The organism is Acinetobacter sichuanensis, assembly GCF_003024515.2.
GTDB classification, from domain to species: Bacteria; Pseudomonadota; Gammaproteobacteria; order Pseudomonadales; family Moraxellaceae; genus Acinetobacter; species Acinetobacter sichuanensis.
The window spans coordinates 64,452-84,630 of the sequence record NZ_PYIX02000017.1 but is presented as its reverse complement, the minus strand read 5'-3'; the positions used below and the strand labels follow the sequence as shown (position 1 = coordinate 84,630).

The following is a 20,179-nucleotide window of genomic DNA, read 5'->3' as shown; positions in this document are numbered from 1 at the left end:
TAAAAATTTAGAAGATAAAAATTTAAATACACTGACTTTATTTCGAGAAAAGTATGTTTGCTTAGTGAGTCAGAATATTCATAAAATTCAGGATAATTTTACGTTAGAAAATTTTTTAGAAGAAAACCATGCTGTAGTGTCAGCTACAACGGGACATAATCTAATTGAGAATTATTTAAGTAAGCAAAATTTAAGACGAAAAATTAAACTAAGGGTACCGCAGTTCAGTATTTTAAATGAACTGATTGAAAAGCATAATTTAATTGTGACAGTTCCATCACGTATTGGTAGATATTATCAGTCTAACCCTGCAATTCGGGTATTTGATGTGCCTTTTGATTTACCAGAATTTAATGTAACTTTGCATTGGCATAAAAAAACAGCTGATATTTTAGCACAAAAATGGTTTATTAATTTTTTACAGGATACTTTATCAACTCTCTAGTTATTATTGTTTATAAAAGGAAAGTAACTATTTTAGATCGATCTAAATTCAAAGATTTTTTAATAGTATTGTGTGGGTTAATGATGGCTAATTAAATAAAGGATAAGTTTCTAAAGATTTATCCTTATTATTTAAAATATAAAACATTGTAATTTAACTGTTTTTTACTAATGGAAGAGCTGTTTATTTTGAAAAATATTCTGTAAGAAAGAATTAATTTTTTAAAATTAACATTAATTATAAGAGTAAGCAAGGATGTCTTAAAGTGAATGGAATGTTATTTTGATATTGTTAGAAATATTTAAATTAACTGTGTAGAATTAATAAAAATTACTTTAATTTTAAGATAAATAGTAAAATTAGTATTTGTATATTTTGACATATTTATAGGTTTTCTATGATACTACTGATAAATATGAAATACACATTTTTTCTAAATTTTTAAAGTATAATTACAAACCCATAAAGTATAAATATTAATCGATAAGTATGATTTAATCAAAATACAATATCATTTTAAGGATTGAGATGAAAAATATTAAGGGTAGACCTTTATGTATATATAGTTTAAGCATCATGGGATTGAGCTTATTGATCACTGGATGTAATGATAATGACCATGATCAAAATGTTAAAATAAGGAGTGATAAAGAATTATGTAGTATAGAGCATTTATCAAAAAGCTTTACTGATACTCACTATAAAGTATTGGCAGTACATTATTTTAATAAAGATCAAAATTTAATACTTGGCGAGAATACAATTAAAGAGGATTTTTTAGCACCGAATAATGTGTGTGTTGTTAAAGTGCTGGTGGGACCAGAAACAAATTCTAATGACAAGGGTTCGCCTTCTTATTCCGAAGGAATCGGGGTAGAAGTTTGGCTACCAGATAGGGCGCAGTGGAATAAAAGAATTCATGTTAAAGGTGGTGGTGGTTGGGCTGGTGGTGAATATTTAAATACTAATTATTTAGTCGGTTTAGGGGCAAGTAACTCACCAGCAACGATTGCAACGATTGAGGGAGCAGTTTCTGCAACAACAGATACAGGACATAGAATATCTGGCAATGGATCATTTGCAATGAATGCGGATGGAACGATTAATACAGCATTATGGAAAGATTTTGCAGAGAGAGGCATCCATGAAATGGCTGTAGTAACAAAAAAAATGACTGAAAACTATTATAATGAAAAGGCTAAATATAGTTATTGGGATGGTTTTTCTACAGGTGGAAGACAAGCTCTTAAAGAAGCTCAAGTCAATCCAAATGATTTTGATGGCATTTTAGCTGGAGCACCAGCAATCAATTGGACTCATTTTATCACATCAGAATTATATCCTCAGGTCGTTATGCAACAGGATTTAGGTGGTGAGCTATTGACTAAAAAGCAGTTAGATCTGGCTTCTAATCGTGCGATTGCAGAGTGTGGAAATATTAATGGGCAAAACTATGGTTATATTTTAGATCCTAGTACTTGTAGCTATGATCCAAGTCAAGATAAAGACATATTATGTACAAATGAGAATAATGATGAATGCTTAACTTCTGTTCAAGCTCAAGCCATAAATAAAATTTGGTATGGGCAAACAGAAGATGGATCTGTGCCTAACCCACAAATTGATAATAGCTTTAATCTTAATTTAAGTGAAAAACAAAGATGGTATGGTTTAACTCGAGGAACAAATCTAGAAGCATTAGCTGGTAATAAACCTTTTGGAATTGCAACAGATTTGGTCGCATTGATTCAACAAGATAGTAAAATTGCTCAACCTAGTTTTATTAATAAAATGAGCAATGGTCTAGATTATTGGAAGTATATTTCATATCAGCAATTAAATCATACTCAGGATTTAGGACTAACATTGCAAAAAGAATTTTCAAATATAAATACCAATAATCCTGATCTTTCTAGTTTTAATAAAGATGGTCGAAAATTGATTATTTATCATGGTTTAGCAGATACGTTAATTATGCCTCAAGGAACATTAAAATATATTCATGAAATGAATAAAGTTATGGGCGAGCAGATAGTTAATTCATTCATGAAGGCATATTTTATACCAGGCATGGGACATTCTTATAGCAATGGAACATCAAATCCTAATGCAAATGTTGCTTTACCAGATCATGAAAACTTGTATCGTGCATTAACAGATTGGGTTGAAAAAGGTATAGAACCTTCTGATCAAGTTGCATATACAGCAGATCGAAAAAGAAGTTTACCTATTTGTATTTATCCAAAGAAAATTTCTTATCAATCAGGTGATATTTCTCAGAGTTCTAGTTATAAATGTATCTAATATCATATAATTAAATCTGTGATCAATCTTCGCTTGAACTCAGGCGAAGATTCATTGATATGAGAATAATTTCTCAATATTTTGCCTTTATGCGTCTAAACGTAAAGCATCAACCAATAAACGAAACAAAGGAGAAGATTCACGGCGACTCGGATAATACATATAATATCCTGAATATTGCATGTCCCAATCTTGTAGCACCCTGATCAAGTTGCCTTTTTCTATTTCACTTTCCACCATAATTTTAGGCAACCATACAATGCCAAGCCCATCTAAACCCGCTTTTAATTGCAGCCTTGCATGACTGACCACCATTGAACAGTCAGGAGAGATGGTTAAAACATCACTGTCTTGCGCAATATTTTTAAATTCCCACGTCTGAATACGCTCATGACTGGGCAAACGCAGTCCTATACAACGGTGCTGATGCAAATCATCAGGGGTCTGTGGAGTAGCATAATTCTGTAAATAAGTCGGTGCAGCCACAGTCATCATTTCCAGTTCATGGCTGACTTTGACCGAAATCATATCTTTATGCAGGTTTTCACCCAATCGAATTCCGATGTCATAACGGTCTTTTACAATATCGGCAAAGGCATAATCCATGGTCAGTTCAAGCTGAATATTAGGGTGGTCATGTGAAAATCTGGACAATTTTTCCCATAACAAAAAATTCAGACTCAGTTCAGTCCCATTAATGCGTAAGCGTCCTCGTGGTGAATCTCTAAATTCGTTGAGGTTATAGAGTTTTTGTTCAATGCCCGAAATCAGTGGTGCAATATCATGAAGCAACTGCTCACCTTCCTGTGTGGTTGAAACACTGCGGGTGGTTCGGTTGAGTAATTTAACGCCCAATCGTTGCTCAAGTATTTTCAGGGTATAACTCAGTGCAGACTGTGAAACGCCCAATTGTCCTGCTGCTTTGGTAAAACTCCCTGTTTGGGCAACCACTATAAACGCCTTTAAGTCATTTAAATTTTCAGACATGCCCCACCTCAGAATGCATATTTTTTTGTTAATTCAAATTAATTAATCAAAATTTTATATAAATGTAATCGAAATTGACCGACTAATACAGATGAAATTGTCGATGTATAGTGAATTTCCAGGCATGGACCCACATGCGACACTGAGGAAATCAAATGAAAAAGATTCGCTTAAACAATGATGTGGAAATACCATTGCTTGGTTTCGGCGTATTTCAGATCAATGATCCTGTGCAATGCAAACAGGCGGTCTTGCATGCAATTGATGCAGGTTATCGACTGATTGATACCGCAGCTTCTTATCAAAATGAAACTCAGGTCGGCAATGCACTGCGTCAAAGCCAGATGGCACGTGAAGAACTCTTTATCACCACCAAATTGTGGTTGCAGGATGCCAGTTATGAAGGTGCAAAAGCACAGTTTGAGCGTTCGCTGAACCGTTTACAACTGGATTATCTGGATTTGTATCTGATTCATCAACCGATTGGTGATGTTCATGGCGCATGGCGGGCAATGCAAGAACTATATGCCGCAGGGAAAATTCGTGCCATTGGGGTCAGTAATTTTCATCCTGACCGTTTAGCAGACTTAATCGCATTTAATCAGGTCAAACCTGCAATCAATCAGGTGGAGGTCAATCCATTCCATCAGCAACTGCATGCCGTACCGTGGATGCAATCCCGCGATATTCAACCACAAGCCTGGGCACCTTTTGCCGAAGGACGCAATCATTTATTCAGCCACCCTGTATTGGTTGAAATTGGCAAGAAATACGGCAAAGCCGTTGGGCAGGTAGTCCTGCGCTGGTTGTTGCAACGTAATGTGGTGTCTTTAGCTAAGTCGGTACGTCAGGAACGTTTACAGGAAAATATAGATATTTTCGATTTTGAATTGTCCGTTGAAGATATCCATAAAATCACGGCGATGGATACTGCGACCAGTTCCTTTTTCTCGCATCGTGACCCTGCCATGATTGAGTGGTTGGCTGGACGAACAATGGATGTTTAACATAAGGATGCAGCAATAATCATGAAAATTTTACCCACCATTTTAATGTCCACAGCCATGACGCTATCAAGTGCAAGCTTTGCTACAGACAAAAAAGATAATCCTTTTGGTTTGGTCTATGGCGGTGCAATCACTGAAAATGTCAAAGGTCAGGTCAATATTCATCCTGTTAGCTATCAACTCAATGGACTGAATATTGTCGCCAATGTCTATACGCCTGCCCATTATGACCCAAATAAAAAATATCCTGCGGTGGTGGTGGCACATCCAAATGGTGGCGTAAAAGAGCAGGTTGCAGGCTTATATGCTCAGCGTATGGCTGAAAAAGGTTATATCAGCATCACTGCCGATGCCGCTTATCAGGGCGGGAGTGGTGGACAGCCTCGCAGTGTGGATCAACCTTCAAATCGTATTGAAGATGTGCATGCTATGGCTGATTTTATTACTCAATACGCAGGGGTAGATCACAACCGTTTAGGTTTACTTGGAATTTGTGGCGGTGGTGGCTATTCATTGGCAGCGGCAGAAACCGATAAACGTTTTAAAGCCGTTGCAACCCTCAGTATGTTTAATTCGGGGCGGGTTCGTCGTAATGGTTTTCAGGATTCACAACTGGGTACCATTCAGCAGCGTTTAAAACAAGCCACTGATGCCCGTGCACAGGAAGTTTCAGGCGGTAAAATTCTGTATGCAGGCGATGCTGATCTCTCCAATGAGCAAATCGCGGCATTGCCATTTGAGATGTACCGACAGGGCTATGAATACTATTGGCGTACCCATGCCCATCCAAACTCAACCTTTAAATATACCATGAGCAGTTTATTTGATCTGATGCGCTGGGATGCGACAGATCAAATTGAATTGATCAATCAATCCTTACTGATGATTGCAGGCAGTAAAGCAGACAGTCTTTACATGACTGAAGATGCTTTTGCCAAAGCCACAGGTACAACAGACAAAACCTTATTTAAGATTCCAAACGCTACCCATATTGAAACCTATTGGAAGCCCGAATATGTCAATCAGGCTGTAGATCAGTTGACGGCATTTTATGGCAAGTATTTGAAATAACAAGTATTGGCCTGGATCAAGGGCAATGATTGAATGACTTTTATTAAATCATTGCCTTATTTTTTTAATAGGGATAATTGGATATAACATGAAATATCAGGTTAATGCTTTATTGGTCATAAGTTCTTTGTTTAGCGTGGTTTGGGCTGAAGACAAAATGGGCCAACACATTACGAAAGCAGATCAACACAGTATTCAGGCAGCACCAACAAGTAACTTTTCAGGTCAGGCTGACTTTTCACGTTTACCTATCATGCCTTCGCAAGGCGATGTTGCACCTGCCATTGTCAATTTTAAGGCAGGGACAATCACCAACTGGCATACCCATCCGCATGGTCAGTATCTGATTGTGACAGAGGGTGAGGGGCGAACTCAGGAATGGGGCAAGCCCATACAGACCATTCATAAAGGCGATACGATCTGGTATCCACCCAATGTCAAACATTGGCATGGCGCAAGTGAGCATGGTGCGATGTCACATATTGCGATTACGCCTGTGGCAACCGATGGCAAAAGCGTGACATGGCTAGAAAAAGTGGATTTGCCTATACACGCAAAAACTTTGGCAACATCTGCAAAGGCTGAAACAGTACAGCTCAGTAGCAAGCAATTAAGCTTAATTCCGATTGCTGCATTTAGCGCAACAGGTGATCTGGAAAAGCTTAAAACCGCTTTAATCCAAGGATTGGAGAATGGTTTAAGCATCAATGAAATCAAGCAAGTGTTTGCTCATCAATACGCCTATGCAGGGTTTCCTCGCGCTTTAAATGGCATGCTGACGTTTAAAAGTCTATTAGAGGAAAGACAAAAACAGGACATTCACGATATACAAGGCGCGCAGCCAAGTACGTTAGCAAGTGGTACTGACTACTATCAATTGGGGATCGAACGATTGGCTGATCTGAATAAAACTTCGATTGAAGCCAATCGCAACCCCCTGTTTGAAAATTTTTCACCCACCATGGACTATGCCTTAAAAGCGCATTTATTTGGTTATCTGTTTAGTCAGGACAACTTGTCGCCTGTAGAACGTGAAATTGTGGTGGTGAGCACATTGTCTGCCATGGGAGATGTCAATGCCCAACTGCGTTCTCACTTAAGAATCACCCGAAATTTAGGTGTGGATGCTGCACAGATGCAAAAAATCATGAATGCCTTACAACAGACTATTGGACGTGATCTGGCAAACAATGCCGAAAATGTTTTAAAGCAGTTGCAATAGGAATAATGACAATGAATAAACGCTTAAATGCAAGATTTAGAAATAGTTTACTTTTAATAGGTATTGCGCTGACCATTTCAGCCTGTTCTACAACTCCGCATCAATCCTCAGCTTTAAGTATTGCCCAGCAAGGCAATTTTTCCGCAGGGGGAAAAGTCATTCAAAGTGCAGGACAGTTTGACGATCAACAACTCTTTAATCCGCAAGGTCAAACCCTGCATGGTGACCATGCTTCGGTGTTCTATCAGATTCCTGAACATGCACGTGCTTATCCATTGGTCTTTTTACACGGTGCAGGTCAATCCGCAAAAACATGGGGAACCACACCTGATGGTCGTGATGGATTCCAAACCCTTTTCCTGCGCCAGCATTTCCCAGTATATGTGGTCGATCAACCACGTCGGGGACAGGCGGGACAATCAACTGTATCAGCAGAAGTGCCAGCCACGACCAATGATCAGGCATGGTTCAACATGTTTCGTTTAGGAAAGTATCCCAACTTTTTTAAAGGGGTACAATTTTCACAAGAACCAACAGCTTTAAACCAGTATTTCCGTCAAATGACACCGAATACAGGGGCTTATGATGAACAGATGATTAGTGATGCCATGGTGGAAGTCCTGAAAAAATCAGGTGATGCGGTACTGATTACCCATTCACAAGGGGGCGGACCAGGTTGGTGGACGGCGATTAAATCCAATCAGGTGAAAGGCATTGTTGCTTATGAGCCTGGCAGTGGTTTTGTCTTTCCTGAAAATGAACTGCCTGAACCGATGCCAAGTGCAACTGGGATATTATCAGCAATGCCAATCAACATGGTAGATTTCCAGAAGCTGACTAAAATCCCCATCATTATTTACTATGGCGATAATATTCCGACTGAGAAAAATGGCTACATTGGACAGCAAAATGCGGGACAGGATAACTGGCGTGTACGCCTAAAAATGGCACAGTTATGGGTAGATAAAATCAATCAGTATGGCGGTAAAGCGCAGTTGGTACATTTGCCTGATCTTGGCATTTATGGCAATACCCATTTTCCATTTTCAGATTTAAACAATCAGCAGATTGCAGAACTACTTTCGCAATGGTTGCATAAAAACAAACTAGGTTAAGGAGGGAATGACCAATGCTTGTACCTATTCGTTTTATTTAAGCAAGATGGACGGGTTTTTGTAATAAAGCCAAATGCATCTTATAAATTTTTTATATAGAAATAATAAAGAAACCTGTTTTAATAATTTTAATTCATCAGATTTAATTTGATTTATTTTTTATTTAATTAATATATTAAATAAAATATAAATTTAGGCTTATTTAATTTTTTATCATATAAAGGAGTTTTGACATGGAAGTTAAAGAATATGACTACGTCATTTGTGGAGCGGGTTCGGCTGGGTGCGTAGTTGCGACTCGTCTAATTCAAGAAAATAAAGGCACAGTTTTGTTGTTGGAAGCAGGTGGGGATGATAGTCATATCTGTATTAAAATACCTGCTGTCTTGTAAGAAGTAATTCCAACAAAAACATGGGATTATACGACTGAACCAGATAAAAAAACCAAAAATCGCCGTATGACCTGTGCGCAAGGTAAAGTTTTGGGAGGGAGTAGTTCTGTAAATGGCATGATCTATATTCGTGGTCAAAAGCAAGATTATGATCATTGGGAAAATGAAGAAGGCTGTGTAGGTTGGGGTTATGATGACTTGCTACCTTACTTTAAAAAGTCTGAACGCAATGAAAGTCTTTCAGGATACTATCATGGTACGCAGGGTCCGCTACATGTGAGTGAAAATCGTCACCGTCATCCACTCTCACAAACTTTTATTCGCTCAGGTCAGGAGTTGGGATTACCTTATATAACTGATTTTAATTATGAAAATCAGCAAGGTGTCGGTTTTTTCCAAACTACAACCATCAATGGCGAACGCGCGAGTGTGTCTAAAACCTATTTAAAAATGGTTGAAGGTAATAACCAATTGACTGTGAAACTGAATGTATTGGTACATAAAGTTCAAATTGAAAAGGGTAGAGCAGTTTCAGTTGAATGCGAAATCAATGGTCAGAAACAAGTTATTAAAGCGCGTAAGCAAATTGTACTCAGTGCAGGTGCAATTAGTACACCAAAAATCTTAATGTTATCGGGAGTTGGTCCTCAAAATCATCTTACTGAAATGGGTATTAAAACTATTCAGGATTTACCTGTAGGTAAGAATTATCATGACCATTTACATGTTTCAATTAATGCAGTAACTAGACTGCCAACGTCGTTATATGGTCAGGACTTAGGATTGCAGAAAATCAAAAATGGTGCTCAGTGGATGCTGACCGTACTGGTGTAGTGACCTCTAATATTTTAGAAGGTGGTGCTTTTATGGATACCAATAATGAAGGTCGTCCTGACGTACAAGCACATTTCTTGCCTGGTTTGGACACATGGGATGATCCTGATGGTTTAGGTAAAGGAAAAACCCATGGTATTACTTTAAAAAATTGTTTCTTACGTCCAAAATCACGTGGTGAAATCTTCCTAAAAAGCACCAATCCTGCGGATAGTGTTCGTATTCAAGGAAATCTTTTAAGTGAAGATGAAGATGTTCAAGGGATGGTACGTGCTACCAAATTTGGCTTAGATTTATTGAAAATGCCATCATTTTAAGTAGATTTACCTGAATAAAAGCAAGTTGAGTAATCAACTTGCTTTTATGGATGAAGAAAAATATCTTCAAAGGAGTTGATATTCTAGTCGAATTACTACAAAAATCTCATTTTTTTCACATTTAGTGGTTTACCAAATCAATAAAAAATCGGTAAACTATATCCTACGGCAGAAACTAAAAGTCAATACATTAGGGGTAATCCATAGTGGTAAATATAGTTTCTGGCTGAGTACTCAACCACAATTAACCCAGTCTCGGGTTGATCCTACACGTGGTTTTATATCAGTTTTAATTGAGTCTTCCATGACTAAAACATAACTGTTGTAGACTGTAGACGTTATACAGTTGTTGGTACTTTTTAGTTGGTATTTGTTAAAGACTTTTTTTGACAGACCAACACCACAAATTCAATGATATTTAGGTGGCTGTCCTCAGTATTCAAGTGAATTTTCAATTGTATTTAAATTGAATAGAGTGTTTGAAATGTAAACAATATTGTTTCTGAGTGATTCAGAAACTATTGATACTTCATCTATGTTTGCAACAACGAGGATTTTTTAGATGATATTGAATGCGAAATACGCAATTTAGTCATTCTAAAGCAGTGGTTCTCAACAACATAGCACCCAAAAATACTCTAGTCCTCCGCAGTGCTTTGTACTGTAAACAAAGCCTTGTTTTGTTTAGATTTTGACTAAAATTTTCATAGACACTGTTATAAAACTTGAAAATAGCCCCACTATTCTCATTGTTCTATGCTTGACTCAATTTTAGTCAACACGCAATTCATTTATGAATGATCAATAGTCCCAATCACTCTTTTTTCATTGTTGAAGCAATTAAATTGTGGATTCTCAAAAGTTTAGACGTGGTATGAATGATGTTCAAAACAGCAGTGGAGAGATCATTTAAATCACAGCATTTGGAGTAAAAGTATGTCCGAAGCAAAATCTCACCCCATATTTAAAATATGGTGCTTTATATTAGGCTTAGCATTATTGCTAACTGGCTTATTTTATTTAATCGGTGGTGGAAAACTCATTAGTTTAGGTGGTTCATGGTACTTCCTAATAGCAGGGTTATTAACGACTGTATCTGCAATTTTTATTTTTAGGAAAAAAGCATTAGGTGTTTGGATCTTTGCGTTGGTTTTCCTTGGTACGATCATCTGGTCTCTGCTTGATGCAGGTTGGGATTTTTGGGCACTCCATTCACGTTTGATGTTCCCTGCAGGTTTATTTGCTGCGCTTTGTTTTACCTTGCCGTCAATTCGTAAATACCAATTACAAGTTGCGTCTTCAGCACCTGCTTATGCCTTAGGTGGTTTAACGGTGTTAGGGATGTTCGGTGGTTTGTATGGTATGTTTATTCCACATCCAACAGTGGAAGCGACTGGTGAAGAATTACCATTGGTTCCTGTAACAGCTCAAAGCCAACAAGTGAATTGGTCACACTATGGTAATGATGCTGGCGGAAGTCGTTTTGCTGCGTTGGATCAGATTAACCGTAATAATGTATCTAAACTGAAGGAAGCATGGCGCTTTCAAACAGGTGATGTAACCACAGGTTCAGGTAATGGCGCAGAAGATCAGCTCACGCCTTTACAAGTTGGTGATAAAGTATTTTTATGTACACCACATAACAACATCATTGCTTTAGATGCGGACACAGGTAAACAAATCTGGAAAGCCGAAGTAAACTCTAAAGCTGATGCTTGGGAGCGTTGTCGTGGTGTAGGTTACTTTGACTCGACTCAAGCTTTGGTACAACCCACTTTAGCAGGTGCAAGTCCTGTTACTGCTGTGGCAAACAATACCGCATGTCCACGTCGTGTTTATACCAATACGCCTGATGGTCGTTTAATTGCAGTGAATGCCGATACAGGTGAGCGTTGTAAAGACTTTGGTGTTGATGGAACAGTCAACTTATTAGAGGGTTTGGGTGAAGGTACTCAAGCACCTCGTTTCGAAGTAACTTCTGCACCTACTATTGCAGGAACTAGCATCATTGTTGGAAGTCGAATCGCGGATAACTTTGCAGCGGATATGCCTGGTGGTGTGATCCGTGCTTATGACGTGATTACTGGGCAACTACGTTGGGCTTTTGATCCACGTAATCCAGATCCAAACTATGTCCTTAAACCAGGTGAAACTTATAAGCGTAGTTCTGCTAACTCTTGGGCAGCAATGTCTTACGATCCGAAAATGAACACTGTATTTTTACCAATGGGTAGTTCATCTGTCGATGTATGGGGCGGTAACCGTCAACCTACAGACCATAAGTACAATTCTTCTGTTTTAGCTTTAGATGCAACGACAGGTAAAGAAAAGTGGGTTTATCAAACTGTTCATAATGACCTTTGGGATTTCGATTTACCAATGCAACCAAGCTTGGTTGATTTCCCAATGCAAAATGGACAAACTAAACCTGCTGTTGTTATTGGGACGAAATCAGGTCAGTTCTTTGTACTTGACCGCGTTACGGGTCAGCCTCTAACTAAAGTGGTTGAACAACCTGTAAAAGCTGCGGATATCCCTGATGAGCAATATAGTGCAACTCAGCCACGTTCAGTTGAAATGCCACAGATTGGTAATCAGACTTTGACTGAATCGGATATGTGGGGCGCAACGCCATTTGACCAGTTAATGTGTCGTATTAGCTTTAAATCAATGCGTTATGAAGGTCTATTTACTGCGCCAGGTTCTGATGTTTCATTAAGTTTCCCAGGTTCACTAGGTGGGATGAATTGGGGCAGTATCGCATTTGACCCAACAAATCGCTATATGTTTGTTAATGATATGCGCCTCGGTCTGTGGATTCAGTTGATTAAACAGACACCTGAAGATTTAAGACTTGAAGCTAGCGGCGGAGAGCAAGTCAACACAGGTATGGGTGCTGTGCCAATGAAAGGTACACCATATAAAGTGAATAAAAACCGCTTTATGTCAGTACTGGGTATTCCATGTCAAAAGCCACCTTTTGGAACCATGACAGCGATTGATATGAAAACTCGTCAAGTCGCTTGGCAGATTCCTTTAGGTACGGTTGAAGATACTGGTCCAATGGGCATTAAAATGGGTATACATGCGCCAGTGGGTATGCCAACAATTGGCGGTCCAATGGCAACTCAAGGTGGTTTAGTATTCTTTGCTGCAACGCAAGATTATTATCTACGTGCATTCAATTCATCGAATGGTAAAGAGTTATGGAAAGCGCGTTTACCTGTGGGTAGTCAAGGTACACCGATGAGCTATGTTTCTCCAAAAACAGGCAAACAATATGTGGTCATTTCCGCAGGTGGGGCACGTCAGTCCCTTGATCATGGTGATTATGTAGTTGCGTATAGTTTAGCTGATTAAAATATTTTATCGTATGGGAAGTCTATTAGATCATAGGCTTCCCATTTTTTATGGTCATAACGAGTAAGGAAATATTGTGCGATTAACTGATTTAATGCATATGCCTTTTAAACAAGTCTTATTGACTATGGTTATTGTGCAAACGATGCATACTTATGCAGAAACGACAGAATATCAGCTTCCTGCTATCACCATGCAAGCGATACGTACCAATAGCGAGTTATTATCCTCTCCAGCATCTATTCAAAAAGTTCAAGGTGCTACAGTACAAAATAATGCTAATGTAAACTTATCTGAAGTCTTACAAGGTGTTGCAGGCTTACAAATTAATAACCGTGAAAATTATGCACAAGACTTACAAATTTCAATGCGAGGCTTTGGCGCTCGTTCGACTTTTGGAGTGCGTGGAATTCGAATGTATGTGGACGGTATTCCTGCAACTATGCCTGATGGTCAAGGGCAAAGCTCGAATATTGACCTCAATAGTTTAGATCACATTGAAGTTTTGACAGGACCATTTTCATCTTTATATGGTAATTCATCAGGCGGAACCATCTTAGCCGAGAGCAAAGAAGGGCAAGGCAAAGATTCAATCCAAGTGGGGCTAAATACAGGTAGTCATCATAAGCAACAAGCTTATATTCAACTACAGGGCGGTTCTGAACAGTTTGATCAACCTGCCTATATGATTAGTTCTTCTTATTTTGATACCGATGGTTTTCGAGATCATAGCGCAGCACAAAAAGTATTAAATAATGCCAAACTGACATGGAACTTAGAGGATGGCAGTAAAATCAACTGGATCATGAACTATGTTGATATTGATGCCGAAGATCCACAAGGTTTAAATCGTGAGCAGTGGCAAGCAAATCCGAAACAAGTAAATGACCGTACCAACACTTATAATGTCCGTAAAGAAATTAAACAAACCCAAACAGGACTGACATGGACGAAGCCACTCAATGACCAACAAGAATTGCATAGCATGGTCTATTTGGGAAACCGACAAGTCGTACAATATCAGTCGATTCCAAAGGCTCCACAAGCAAATGCTCGCCATGCAGGTGGCGTGATTGATTTTGATCGAGATTATTATGGTGCAGATTTCCGTTGGACAGGAAAAAAGATTTTACCAAATACAACATTGATTGCAGGTGTTGCTTTAGATCGAATGGTTGAAGATCGTAAAGGTTATAATAATTATGATCAGACAGGTAAGTTTGGTGTAAAAGGTGATTTACGCCGTAATGAAAATAATACCCTATGGAATTTAGATCCATATGTACAAGCCTCATGGCAGTTTTTACCTAAATGGAATCTTGATGCAGGTTTACGTTATAGCAACGTGCATTATGAATCAGATGATCATTACATCGTAACAGGTAATGGTGATGATAGTGGTTCAACGGATTATCAAAAATTATTGCCTTCGGTAGCTGTAGGCTGGAAAATTCTACCTAAACTTTATGCTTATGCGAGTTATGGTAAAGGTTTTGAAACGCCAACTTTTACAGAAATGGCTTACCCTACATTGGCGACATCAGGGATTAATTTTGATTTAAAACCTGCAAGTAGTGATACTTATGAACTAGGATTAAAGTCCCAAAATGCATTGGGGCAGTTTACTTTCGCTGTTTTTAATACAATCACTAAAAATGACATTGTACCAGATGATGCTAATGCAGGACGTAATACATTTCGTAATGCAGAACAAACTTTACGACAAGGTGCTGAGCTAGCTTGGCAGCATCAACTTTGGCGAGATTTAAAACTTAGTGCAAGCTATAGTTATTTAGATGCTACTTTTGATGCTGATATTGCAGCAACAACAACGAAGCCTTTGATTGAAAAAGGGACATATATTCCCGGAATTGCGAAAAATCAAGTGTTTACCCGTATCGCATGGCAACCAAAGCAGGGCTTTCAAGCAGGCTTAGAAGCACGTTACATGGATAAAATTTATGTCAATGATATTAATTCAGATGCTGCACCAAGTTATACTGTTGTAGCGGCAAATGTTGGCTATTTATGGGTAAACCGTGATTGGAAGATAAATAGTTATGCTCGAGTTGATAACTTGTTTGACCGAAATTATATTGGTTCAGTCATTGTGAATGACAGCAATAGTCGTTTCTTTGAATCAGCAGATCAACGAAATTTCAATATTGGCTTATCTGTGACGAAAGCATTTTAAAAACAGAAAAAGAGTTATGTTTTGATCTTCTAAGTTAAAGCGCACATAATGTTTGAACTGCGACTTTAACTTAGATCTTCGATTATTTTTTAGATATTTATTCTTAAGCTGAATACAACGCCTCGATGGCTATTATATACATTGGCTTCTCCGTTATGTAACATCATGATAGATTTAACGATTGATAACCCTAAACCACCCGTTTTTGCTTTGGAATGTCGGCTACTATCAATCTGATAAAAACGTTCAAATAAATGATTTAAATGTTGTTGATCAATAAAAATATTTGTAGTTAATATTTCAATCTCGACAGCATTTTCTATAGATTTTGTTGAAATTACAATATCATGGTCTTTTAGTCCATAATCAAGAGCATTGATTATAAGGTTAGAAAGCGCTCTTTTTAATAAATCTGCATTGCCATATATCTGAAGCTCCTTTTCTAACTGTAAAACAAATGACATTTGTCTATCTTCAGCTAGGAATTCGAAATAATCGATTAATTCTAAAATAAGGTGAGATAAGTCAATATGTTCTTTTTCGAGAATATAATCACGACTTTCAGAGCGAGCAATAAACAACATATTGTCTATCATTTTACTGAGTCGTTCATATTCCTCAAGATGAGAATATAACAGTTGCTCCAGTTCTTGTTTAGGTCGAGATTGCATGAGCATAATTTGTGTCTGTCCCATTAAGTTATTTAAAGGGGTTCTTAATTCATGGGCAATATCTTCAGAAAAACGTGCCAATTGATCATAATTAATTTGTATTTTTTCTAACATAGCATTCATTGCTGCACGAAGTTGCTCAACTTCAACCGTAGTACTTTTATCTTCAATTCTTTGATGAAGTTGAGTACCTTGAATTTTATATGTTTGCTCAATCAAGTTATTTAAAGATTTTAGTAAGTATAATCCCACCCAACGTCCAAGTAAGCTTGCCATAACAATTCCCAATAAACTATAAAGGATCAGCTTCCATAAATATTGATCTAAAATAGATTGAGCTTCATCAAGTTGTGTACCAGCAATCAGTTGATAATGTTGATCATTAAAAACTACAGTTTTATAAGCCAAACGGGTTGTAGCAAATTTCGATTGATTATTCAAAAATGTAATAGTTTTCGATTCGGTCGTATTGGGAATATGAACTTTTAGTGGATTAATCTCAATTAAGCTTTGTTGTTGGTTTTTTAGTATTAAGAGATTATCTTCTTTTCCCAACATATTTTCATATAGACTAGGGTGTTTAATGAGAATTTGAAAACTTTCTTGATCTTGTAAAAAAATTTCAATACGTTCAACTCGTGCAATTAGATTCTGATCCAGTTGTTTAGCGAGTAGCTGCTGCATGTTGTGATAAGAAAGTAAGCCTATACTCACAAATACAATGCAACAAATCGCACTAAAAGCAATACTTAAGCGCGTTGTTAAACTAAAATTTTTTAGCCAGTTTTTCATTTCATTAGGCTTAAATAATATCCCATACCTCGAACAGTATGAATTAATTTAGGATGAAAAGGATCATCAATTTTTGCACGTAAACGACGAATAGCAACATCTACGACATTGGTGTCTGTTTCAAAGTTAATATTCCACACTTCAGATGCAATTTGAGATCGGGTTAATAGTTCACCTTGATGTTGCATAAGTAAATGTAAAAGTAAAAATTCTTTAGGACTTAAATCAATTTTTTGTTGATTCCTATAAACAACATGCTCCATTCTATATAAAATTAAATCTTCAACTTGATAATATTCAGACTGATTATGTACACTGCGTCTCAATAAACTTTTAATTCGTGCTAATAGCTCAATATAAGAAAAGGGTTTAATTAAATAGTCATCCGCTCCTAACTCTAAGCCTTTTACTCGATCTAGGACATGATCTTTTGCAGTCAGCATAAGTACTGGAATTTTAGAAAATGTTCTTAAAGTCTTTAACACTTGCCAGCCATCAATTTCAGGTAACATGACATCCAAAATTAATAAATCAAATTTTCTCTCTTGTAACAGCGTTAACGCGGTCAACCCGTCATGAGCCATATAAGATAAATAACCAGACTCATTTAAACCTTTTGCTAGAAATTCAGCAATTTTTGTTTCATCTTCAACAATAAGTATATGCATTTAAATAATATTATCTGAATTAATCTATTGCTAGATTACAAATTTGTAATCTGATTGTCATGCAAGAAGGAATTTATTTTATATAAGCTAATTTATATCTTAATTTGGCTGAATAGAAATGATAAGAAAACTTCTTTTTAGTTCTGTAATGGCATGTAGTTCAATTACACATGCTCTTCCTAAAAATAGTTATGTAATGGATTTAACTATTGCGAATCAACTTGTGACGAATGTGATGCAAGCTTGTATACGTACTGCCAAACCTGCTGCTGTTGTAATTCTGGATCAAGGTGGCAATGTTATGGCAAGTCAACGTCATGAAGCAGTAGGTATTCATAACCTAATTGCAGCGCAAAGAAAAGCATTTACTGCTTATTCAAGTAAAATCACGACATTACAATTTATGCGTAATGCACAGAATAATATTGATTCTCAGAACTTAAATAGCCTCCCTGAATTATTACTTTTAGGTGGAGGCGTGCCTGTAATTTATAAAAATCAGTTGATAGGTGCAGTTGGCGTAGCAGGTGCAGGTGGTTCAATTCAAGATGACCAATGTGCACAACAAGGTATTGAAATTACACTCAAACAAATTTAAATCAAGTTTATTTAGGATAAGTTTATATGAAAAAGTTATTTTTATTTACTAGTAGTTTATTTATTTCAAACTTGGTAATGGCACAAAACCCTTTAAGTGTACATGTACTTAACTTGGAAAGTGGATTGCCTGCACCAGAAGTAAACGTTACTTTAGAGGAGCAAAAAAATGGAAAATGGATACAAATTTCAGAAGCTAAAACCAATGAGCAAGGTCGTATAACTGCATTATTTCCAGAAAATAAAACTTTAGATAATACGATATATAAAGTCACATTCAAAACAGGGGAGTGGTTTAAGAAAAATCAGCAAAGTTCATTCTTTCCAGAAATTCCTGTTATTTTCCAAGTAGATCGCTCAGTAAAACACTATCATATTCCCTTATTGCTAAGTCCTTATGGATATTCGACATACCGAGGCAACTAACCATTAAATATGAGTTTTAACCTCATACAGCGTTAAAACTCATTTAAAATAAAGACTGTTATATGAATTTAAAAAATCAAGGCTAGAGTTCGAGTTCAGCAGCAGCAGCTTTAATTCGTATTTTAGATGCTCTTTCAACCCTTATTTAAAATTTTTACTATGTTTTTTTAAATTTCACATAAGTTTTATTATATTAACTCGAAAGTGCGTTTTTAGAAATTTCCCTCCAAAAGACCCAGATAAAGATAGCAAGGAAAAAGAGTATTAAACTAGAAAAAATTAACACAGAGCTATGAGCGATAACAAAAGCTGAGTTAGCTGATTTCATGATGATATTCGCACTTTCTGGCGATAGGTCTGAAAGGATTTGATACGTTTCTCCTATGGAACTTTCGACTATTTTCAGTTGATCAGCACTAAAAAAATGATGAAAATCAACATTTTTTGTATAGAAAAAAGATGCCATTAAGCCGAAGATTGTTACACCTAAACCTGTTCCTAATTCATAGGACATTCCTTCAATAGCACCTGCAGATGATGCTTGCTCAATAGGTGCTCCTGATAAAATTGCTGATGTCGCTGCTAAAAAGGCACATAAAATACTTAGCCCTAATAAAATCATATAAAAAGCTGCAAATAAGTATTCGGTTTCAAAATTAACAATTGATAAAAAATACATAGAGACAGAACTCAGTATTAAGCTAATCACAGCAACTTTTTTAGCTCCAAACTTATTTAGAAGGGGGGTACTAATTACGCCACCCACGCTGACCGCAATCATAAATGGTAAAATATATAGACCCGCTTCTAATGGACTAAACTGATGTACGTACTGTAATTTTTGGGAAATAAGTAACTCAAATCCAACCAATGCAATCATAGCAACAACGGAAATAGTGAAACCATATTTCACAGGTTTCGATGCGAATAACTTAAGATCAAATAGTGGTTGACTGCTTTTAATTTGTCTTTTTACAAATAAAAAGCCGAGTAAAAATCCAATAAACCCAAGAAAAATGAATTGAAGATCAAATTCTTTTAAACCTGATTTTAAACTGTAAATGACTAAAAGAATGGCTGTCATTAGTATCAAAGCATCGAATATATTTAATTTTTTTTCATGTATAGGTTTTTGTTTAGGTAGATACTTTAAAATACATATTGTTACAGCAAAAATGATAGGAACATTAATTAAAAATACTGATCCCCAATAGAAATATTCTAATAACAACCCACCAACTAAAGGTCCGAAAGCAGCACCAGCTCCTCCAACCATCACCCATATTCCTAATGCAAAGTTTCGTTCTTTTTCATCCATAAAGGTATGACGTAGACAAGCTAAAGTGGCTGGCATAATCATTGACGCACCTAAAGCCAAGATCGCTCTTGAAAAAATTAGAAAATTTGCTGTCGGTGAGAATGCTGCGAGTACAGATGCTATTCCAAAAATAAGACTTCCCATAAGCATGAGTTTTCGATAACCAATTTTATCGCCTAAAGCCCCCATAACTAAAATAAGACCGGTCATTAGCAATGGATAGATATCGATAATCCATAAAAGTTGAGATGTACTTGCTTTCAACTCTTGGCTTAATGTAGGTACAGCAATATGAAGGACAGTTGCATCAATAGCGACAGGAAGATAAAGCCCAACGACAATGGCTAAAATAAACCATTTGGGATGTGAAAACATAAAAATAGTATAAATTGAACAGTTGTTCAATTTATACTATTTTTTGATTTTTTACGCAACTTGTATATGCTGATGAGGTTGTAA

At 36.8% G+C, this 20,179-nt stretch carries 17 protein-coding genes; 13 read left to right on the top strand and 4 right to left on the bottom strand.

What is annotated here, in order from left to right:
- On the top strand, positions 1-445 hold a 445-nt coding region (locus C9E89_RS11515; protein ID WP_265935925.1), incomplete at its 5' end, for a LysR substrate-binding domain-containing protein.
- A gap of 528 nt (positions 446-973) precedes the next feature.
- Positions 974-2,749 (top strand): tannase/feruloyl esterase family alpha/beta hydrolase, encoded by a 1,776-nt coding sequence (locus C9E89_RS11510; RefSeq protein WP_107008492.1) that lies wholly within the window; start codon positions 974-976, stop codon positions 2,747-2,749.
- 87 nt (positions 2,750-2,836) lie between these two features.
- Here C9E89_RS11510 and C9E89_RS11505 read toward each other — a convergent pair whose 3' ends face one another.
- A complete protein-coding gene (locus C9E89_RS11505) occupies positions 2,837-3,736 on the bottom strand; it encodes a LysR family transcriptional regulator (protein ID WP_107008491.1) in 900 nt (299 codons plus the stop codon).
- A gap of 155 nt (positions 3,737-3,891) precedes the next feature.
- Between C9E89_RS11505 and C9E89_RS11500 the strand changes: the two genes are divergently transcribed.
- From C9E89_RS11500 to C9E89_RS11470, 9 genes are all read left to right on the top strand, one after another.
- Positions 3,892-4,743, top strand: coding sequence for an aldo/keto reductase (locus C9E89_RS11500; protein WP_107008490.1), 852 nt, complete (start codon positions 3,892-3,894; stop codon positions 4,741-4,743).
- 21 nt (positions 4,744-4,764) lie between these two features.
- Positions 4,765-5,814, top strand: a complete 1,050-nt coding sequence (locus C9E89_RS11495) for an alpha/beta hydrolase (protein WP_107008489.1) — start codon at positions 4,765-4,767, stop codon at positions 5,812-5,814.
- An 88-nt stretch (positions 5,815-5,902) separates the two neighbouring features.
- The gene (locus C9E89_RS11490; RefSeq protein WP_107008488.1) at positions 5,903-7,036 is read left to right on the top strand and encodes a cupin domain-containing carboxymuconolactone decarboxylase family protein; all 1,134 of its coding nucleotides are present in this window, start codon (positions 5,903-5,905) and stop codon (positions 7,034-7,036) included.
- Positions 7,037-7,047: 11 nt separating this feature from the next.
- Positions 7,048-8,151 carry an alpha/beta hydrolase gene (locus C9E89_RS11485; protein ID WP_107008487.1) on the top strand — a complete coding sequence of 368 codons (1,104 nt, stop codon included), beginning with the start codon at positions 7,048-7,050 and terminating at the stop codon, positions 8,149-8,151.
- Between the two features lie 233 nt (positions 8,152-8,384).
- The gene (locus tag C9E89_RS24095; protein ID WP_322887901.1) at positions 8,385-8,543 is read left to right on the top strand and encodes a hypothetical protein; all 159 of its coding nucleotides are present in this window, start codon (positions 8,385-8,387) and stop codon (positions 8,541-8,543) included.
- A gap of 66 nt (positions 8,544-8,609) precedes the next feature.
- Entirely contained in the window at positions 8,610-9,377 is a 768-nt protein-coding gene (locus C9E89_RS11480; protein WP_322887900.1) for a GMC family oxidoreductase, read from the top strand.
- Positions 9,353-9,694 carry a GMC family oxidoreductase gene (locus C9E89_RS23810; protein WP_228199024.1) on the top strand — a complete coding sequence of 114 codons (342 nt, stop codon included), beginning with the start codon at positions 9,353-9,355 and terminating at the stop codon, positions 9,692-9,694. Before C9E89_RS11480 ends, C9E89_RS23810 begins: the two co-directional genes overlap by 25 nt.
- 936 nt (positions 9,695-10,630) lie before the next feature.
- Positions 10,631-13,054, top strand: a complete 2,424-nt coding sequence (locus C9E89_RS11475) for a glucose/quinate/shikimate family membrane-bound PQQ-dependent dehydrogenase (protein WP_107008486.1) — start codon at positions 10,631-10,633, stop codon at positions 13,052-13,054.
- Positions 13,055-13,148: 94 nt separating this feature from the next.
- The gene (locus C9E89_RS11470) at positions 13,149-15,248 is read left to right on the top strand and encodes a TonB-dependent receptor (RefSeq protein WP_107008497.1); all 2,100 of its coding nucleotides are present in this window, start codon (positions 13,149-13,151) and stop codon (positions 15,246-15,248) included.
- An 89-nt stretch (positions 15,249-15,337) separates the two neighbouring features.
- Here C9E89_RS11470 and C9E89_RS11465 read toward each other — a convergent pair whose 3' ends face one another.
- Both C9E89_RS11465 and C9E89_RS11460 read right to left on the bottom strand, forming a co-directional pair.
- Positions 15,338-16,711, bottom strand: a complete 1,374-nt coding sequence (locus C9E89_RS11465; protein ID WP_107008485.1) for a heavy metal sensor histidine kinase — start codon at positions 16,709-16,711, stop codon at positions 15,338-15,340.
- Positions 16,708-17,379, bottom strand: a complete 672-nt coding sequence (locus tag C9E89_RS11460) for a heavy metal response regulator transcription factor (protein ID WP_107008484.1) — start codon at positions 17,377-17,379, stop codon at positions 16,708-16,710. Before C9E89_RS11460 ends, C9E89_RS11465 begins: the two co-directional genes overlap by 4 nt.
- Before the next feature lie 118 nt (positions 17,380-17,497).
- On the opposite strand from C9E89_RS11460, the gene C9E89_RS11455 reads away from it, so the two are divergent.
- Positions 17,498-17,977, top strand: coding sequence for a GlcG/HbpS family heme-binding protein (locus C9E89_RS11455; RefSeq protein WP_107008483.1), 480 nt, complete (start codon positions 17,498-17,500; stop codon positions 17,975-17,977).
- A 26-nt stretch (positions 17,978-18,003) separates the two neighbouring features.
- A complete protein-coding gene (gene uraH / locus C9E89_RS11450) occupies positions 18,004-18,402 on the top strand; it encodes a hydroxyisourate hydrolase (RefSeq protein ID WP_107008482.1) in 399 nt (132 codons plus the stop codon).
- A 193-nt stretch (positions 18,403-18,595) separates the two neighbouring features.
- On the opposite strand, the gene C9E89_RS11445 is transcribed toward uraH, so the two are convergent.
- Positions 18,596-20,095, bottom strand: coding sequence for an MFS transporter (locus C9E89_RS11445; RefSeq protein WP_107008481.1), 1,500 nt, complete (start codon positions 20,093-20,095; stop codon positions 18,596-18,598).
- Positions 20,096-20,179: the final 84 nt, after the last annotated feature.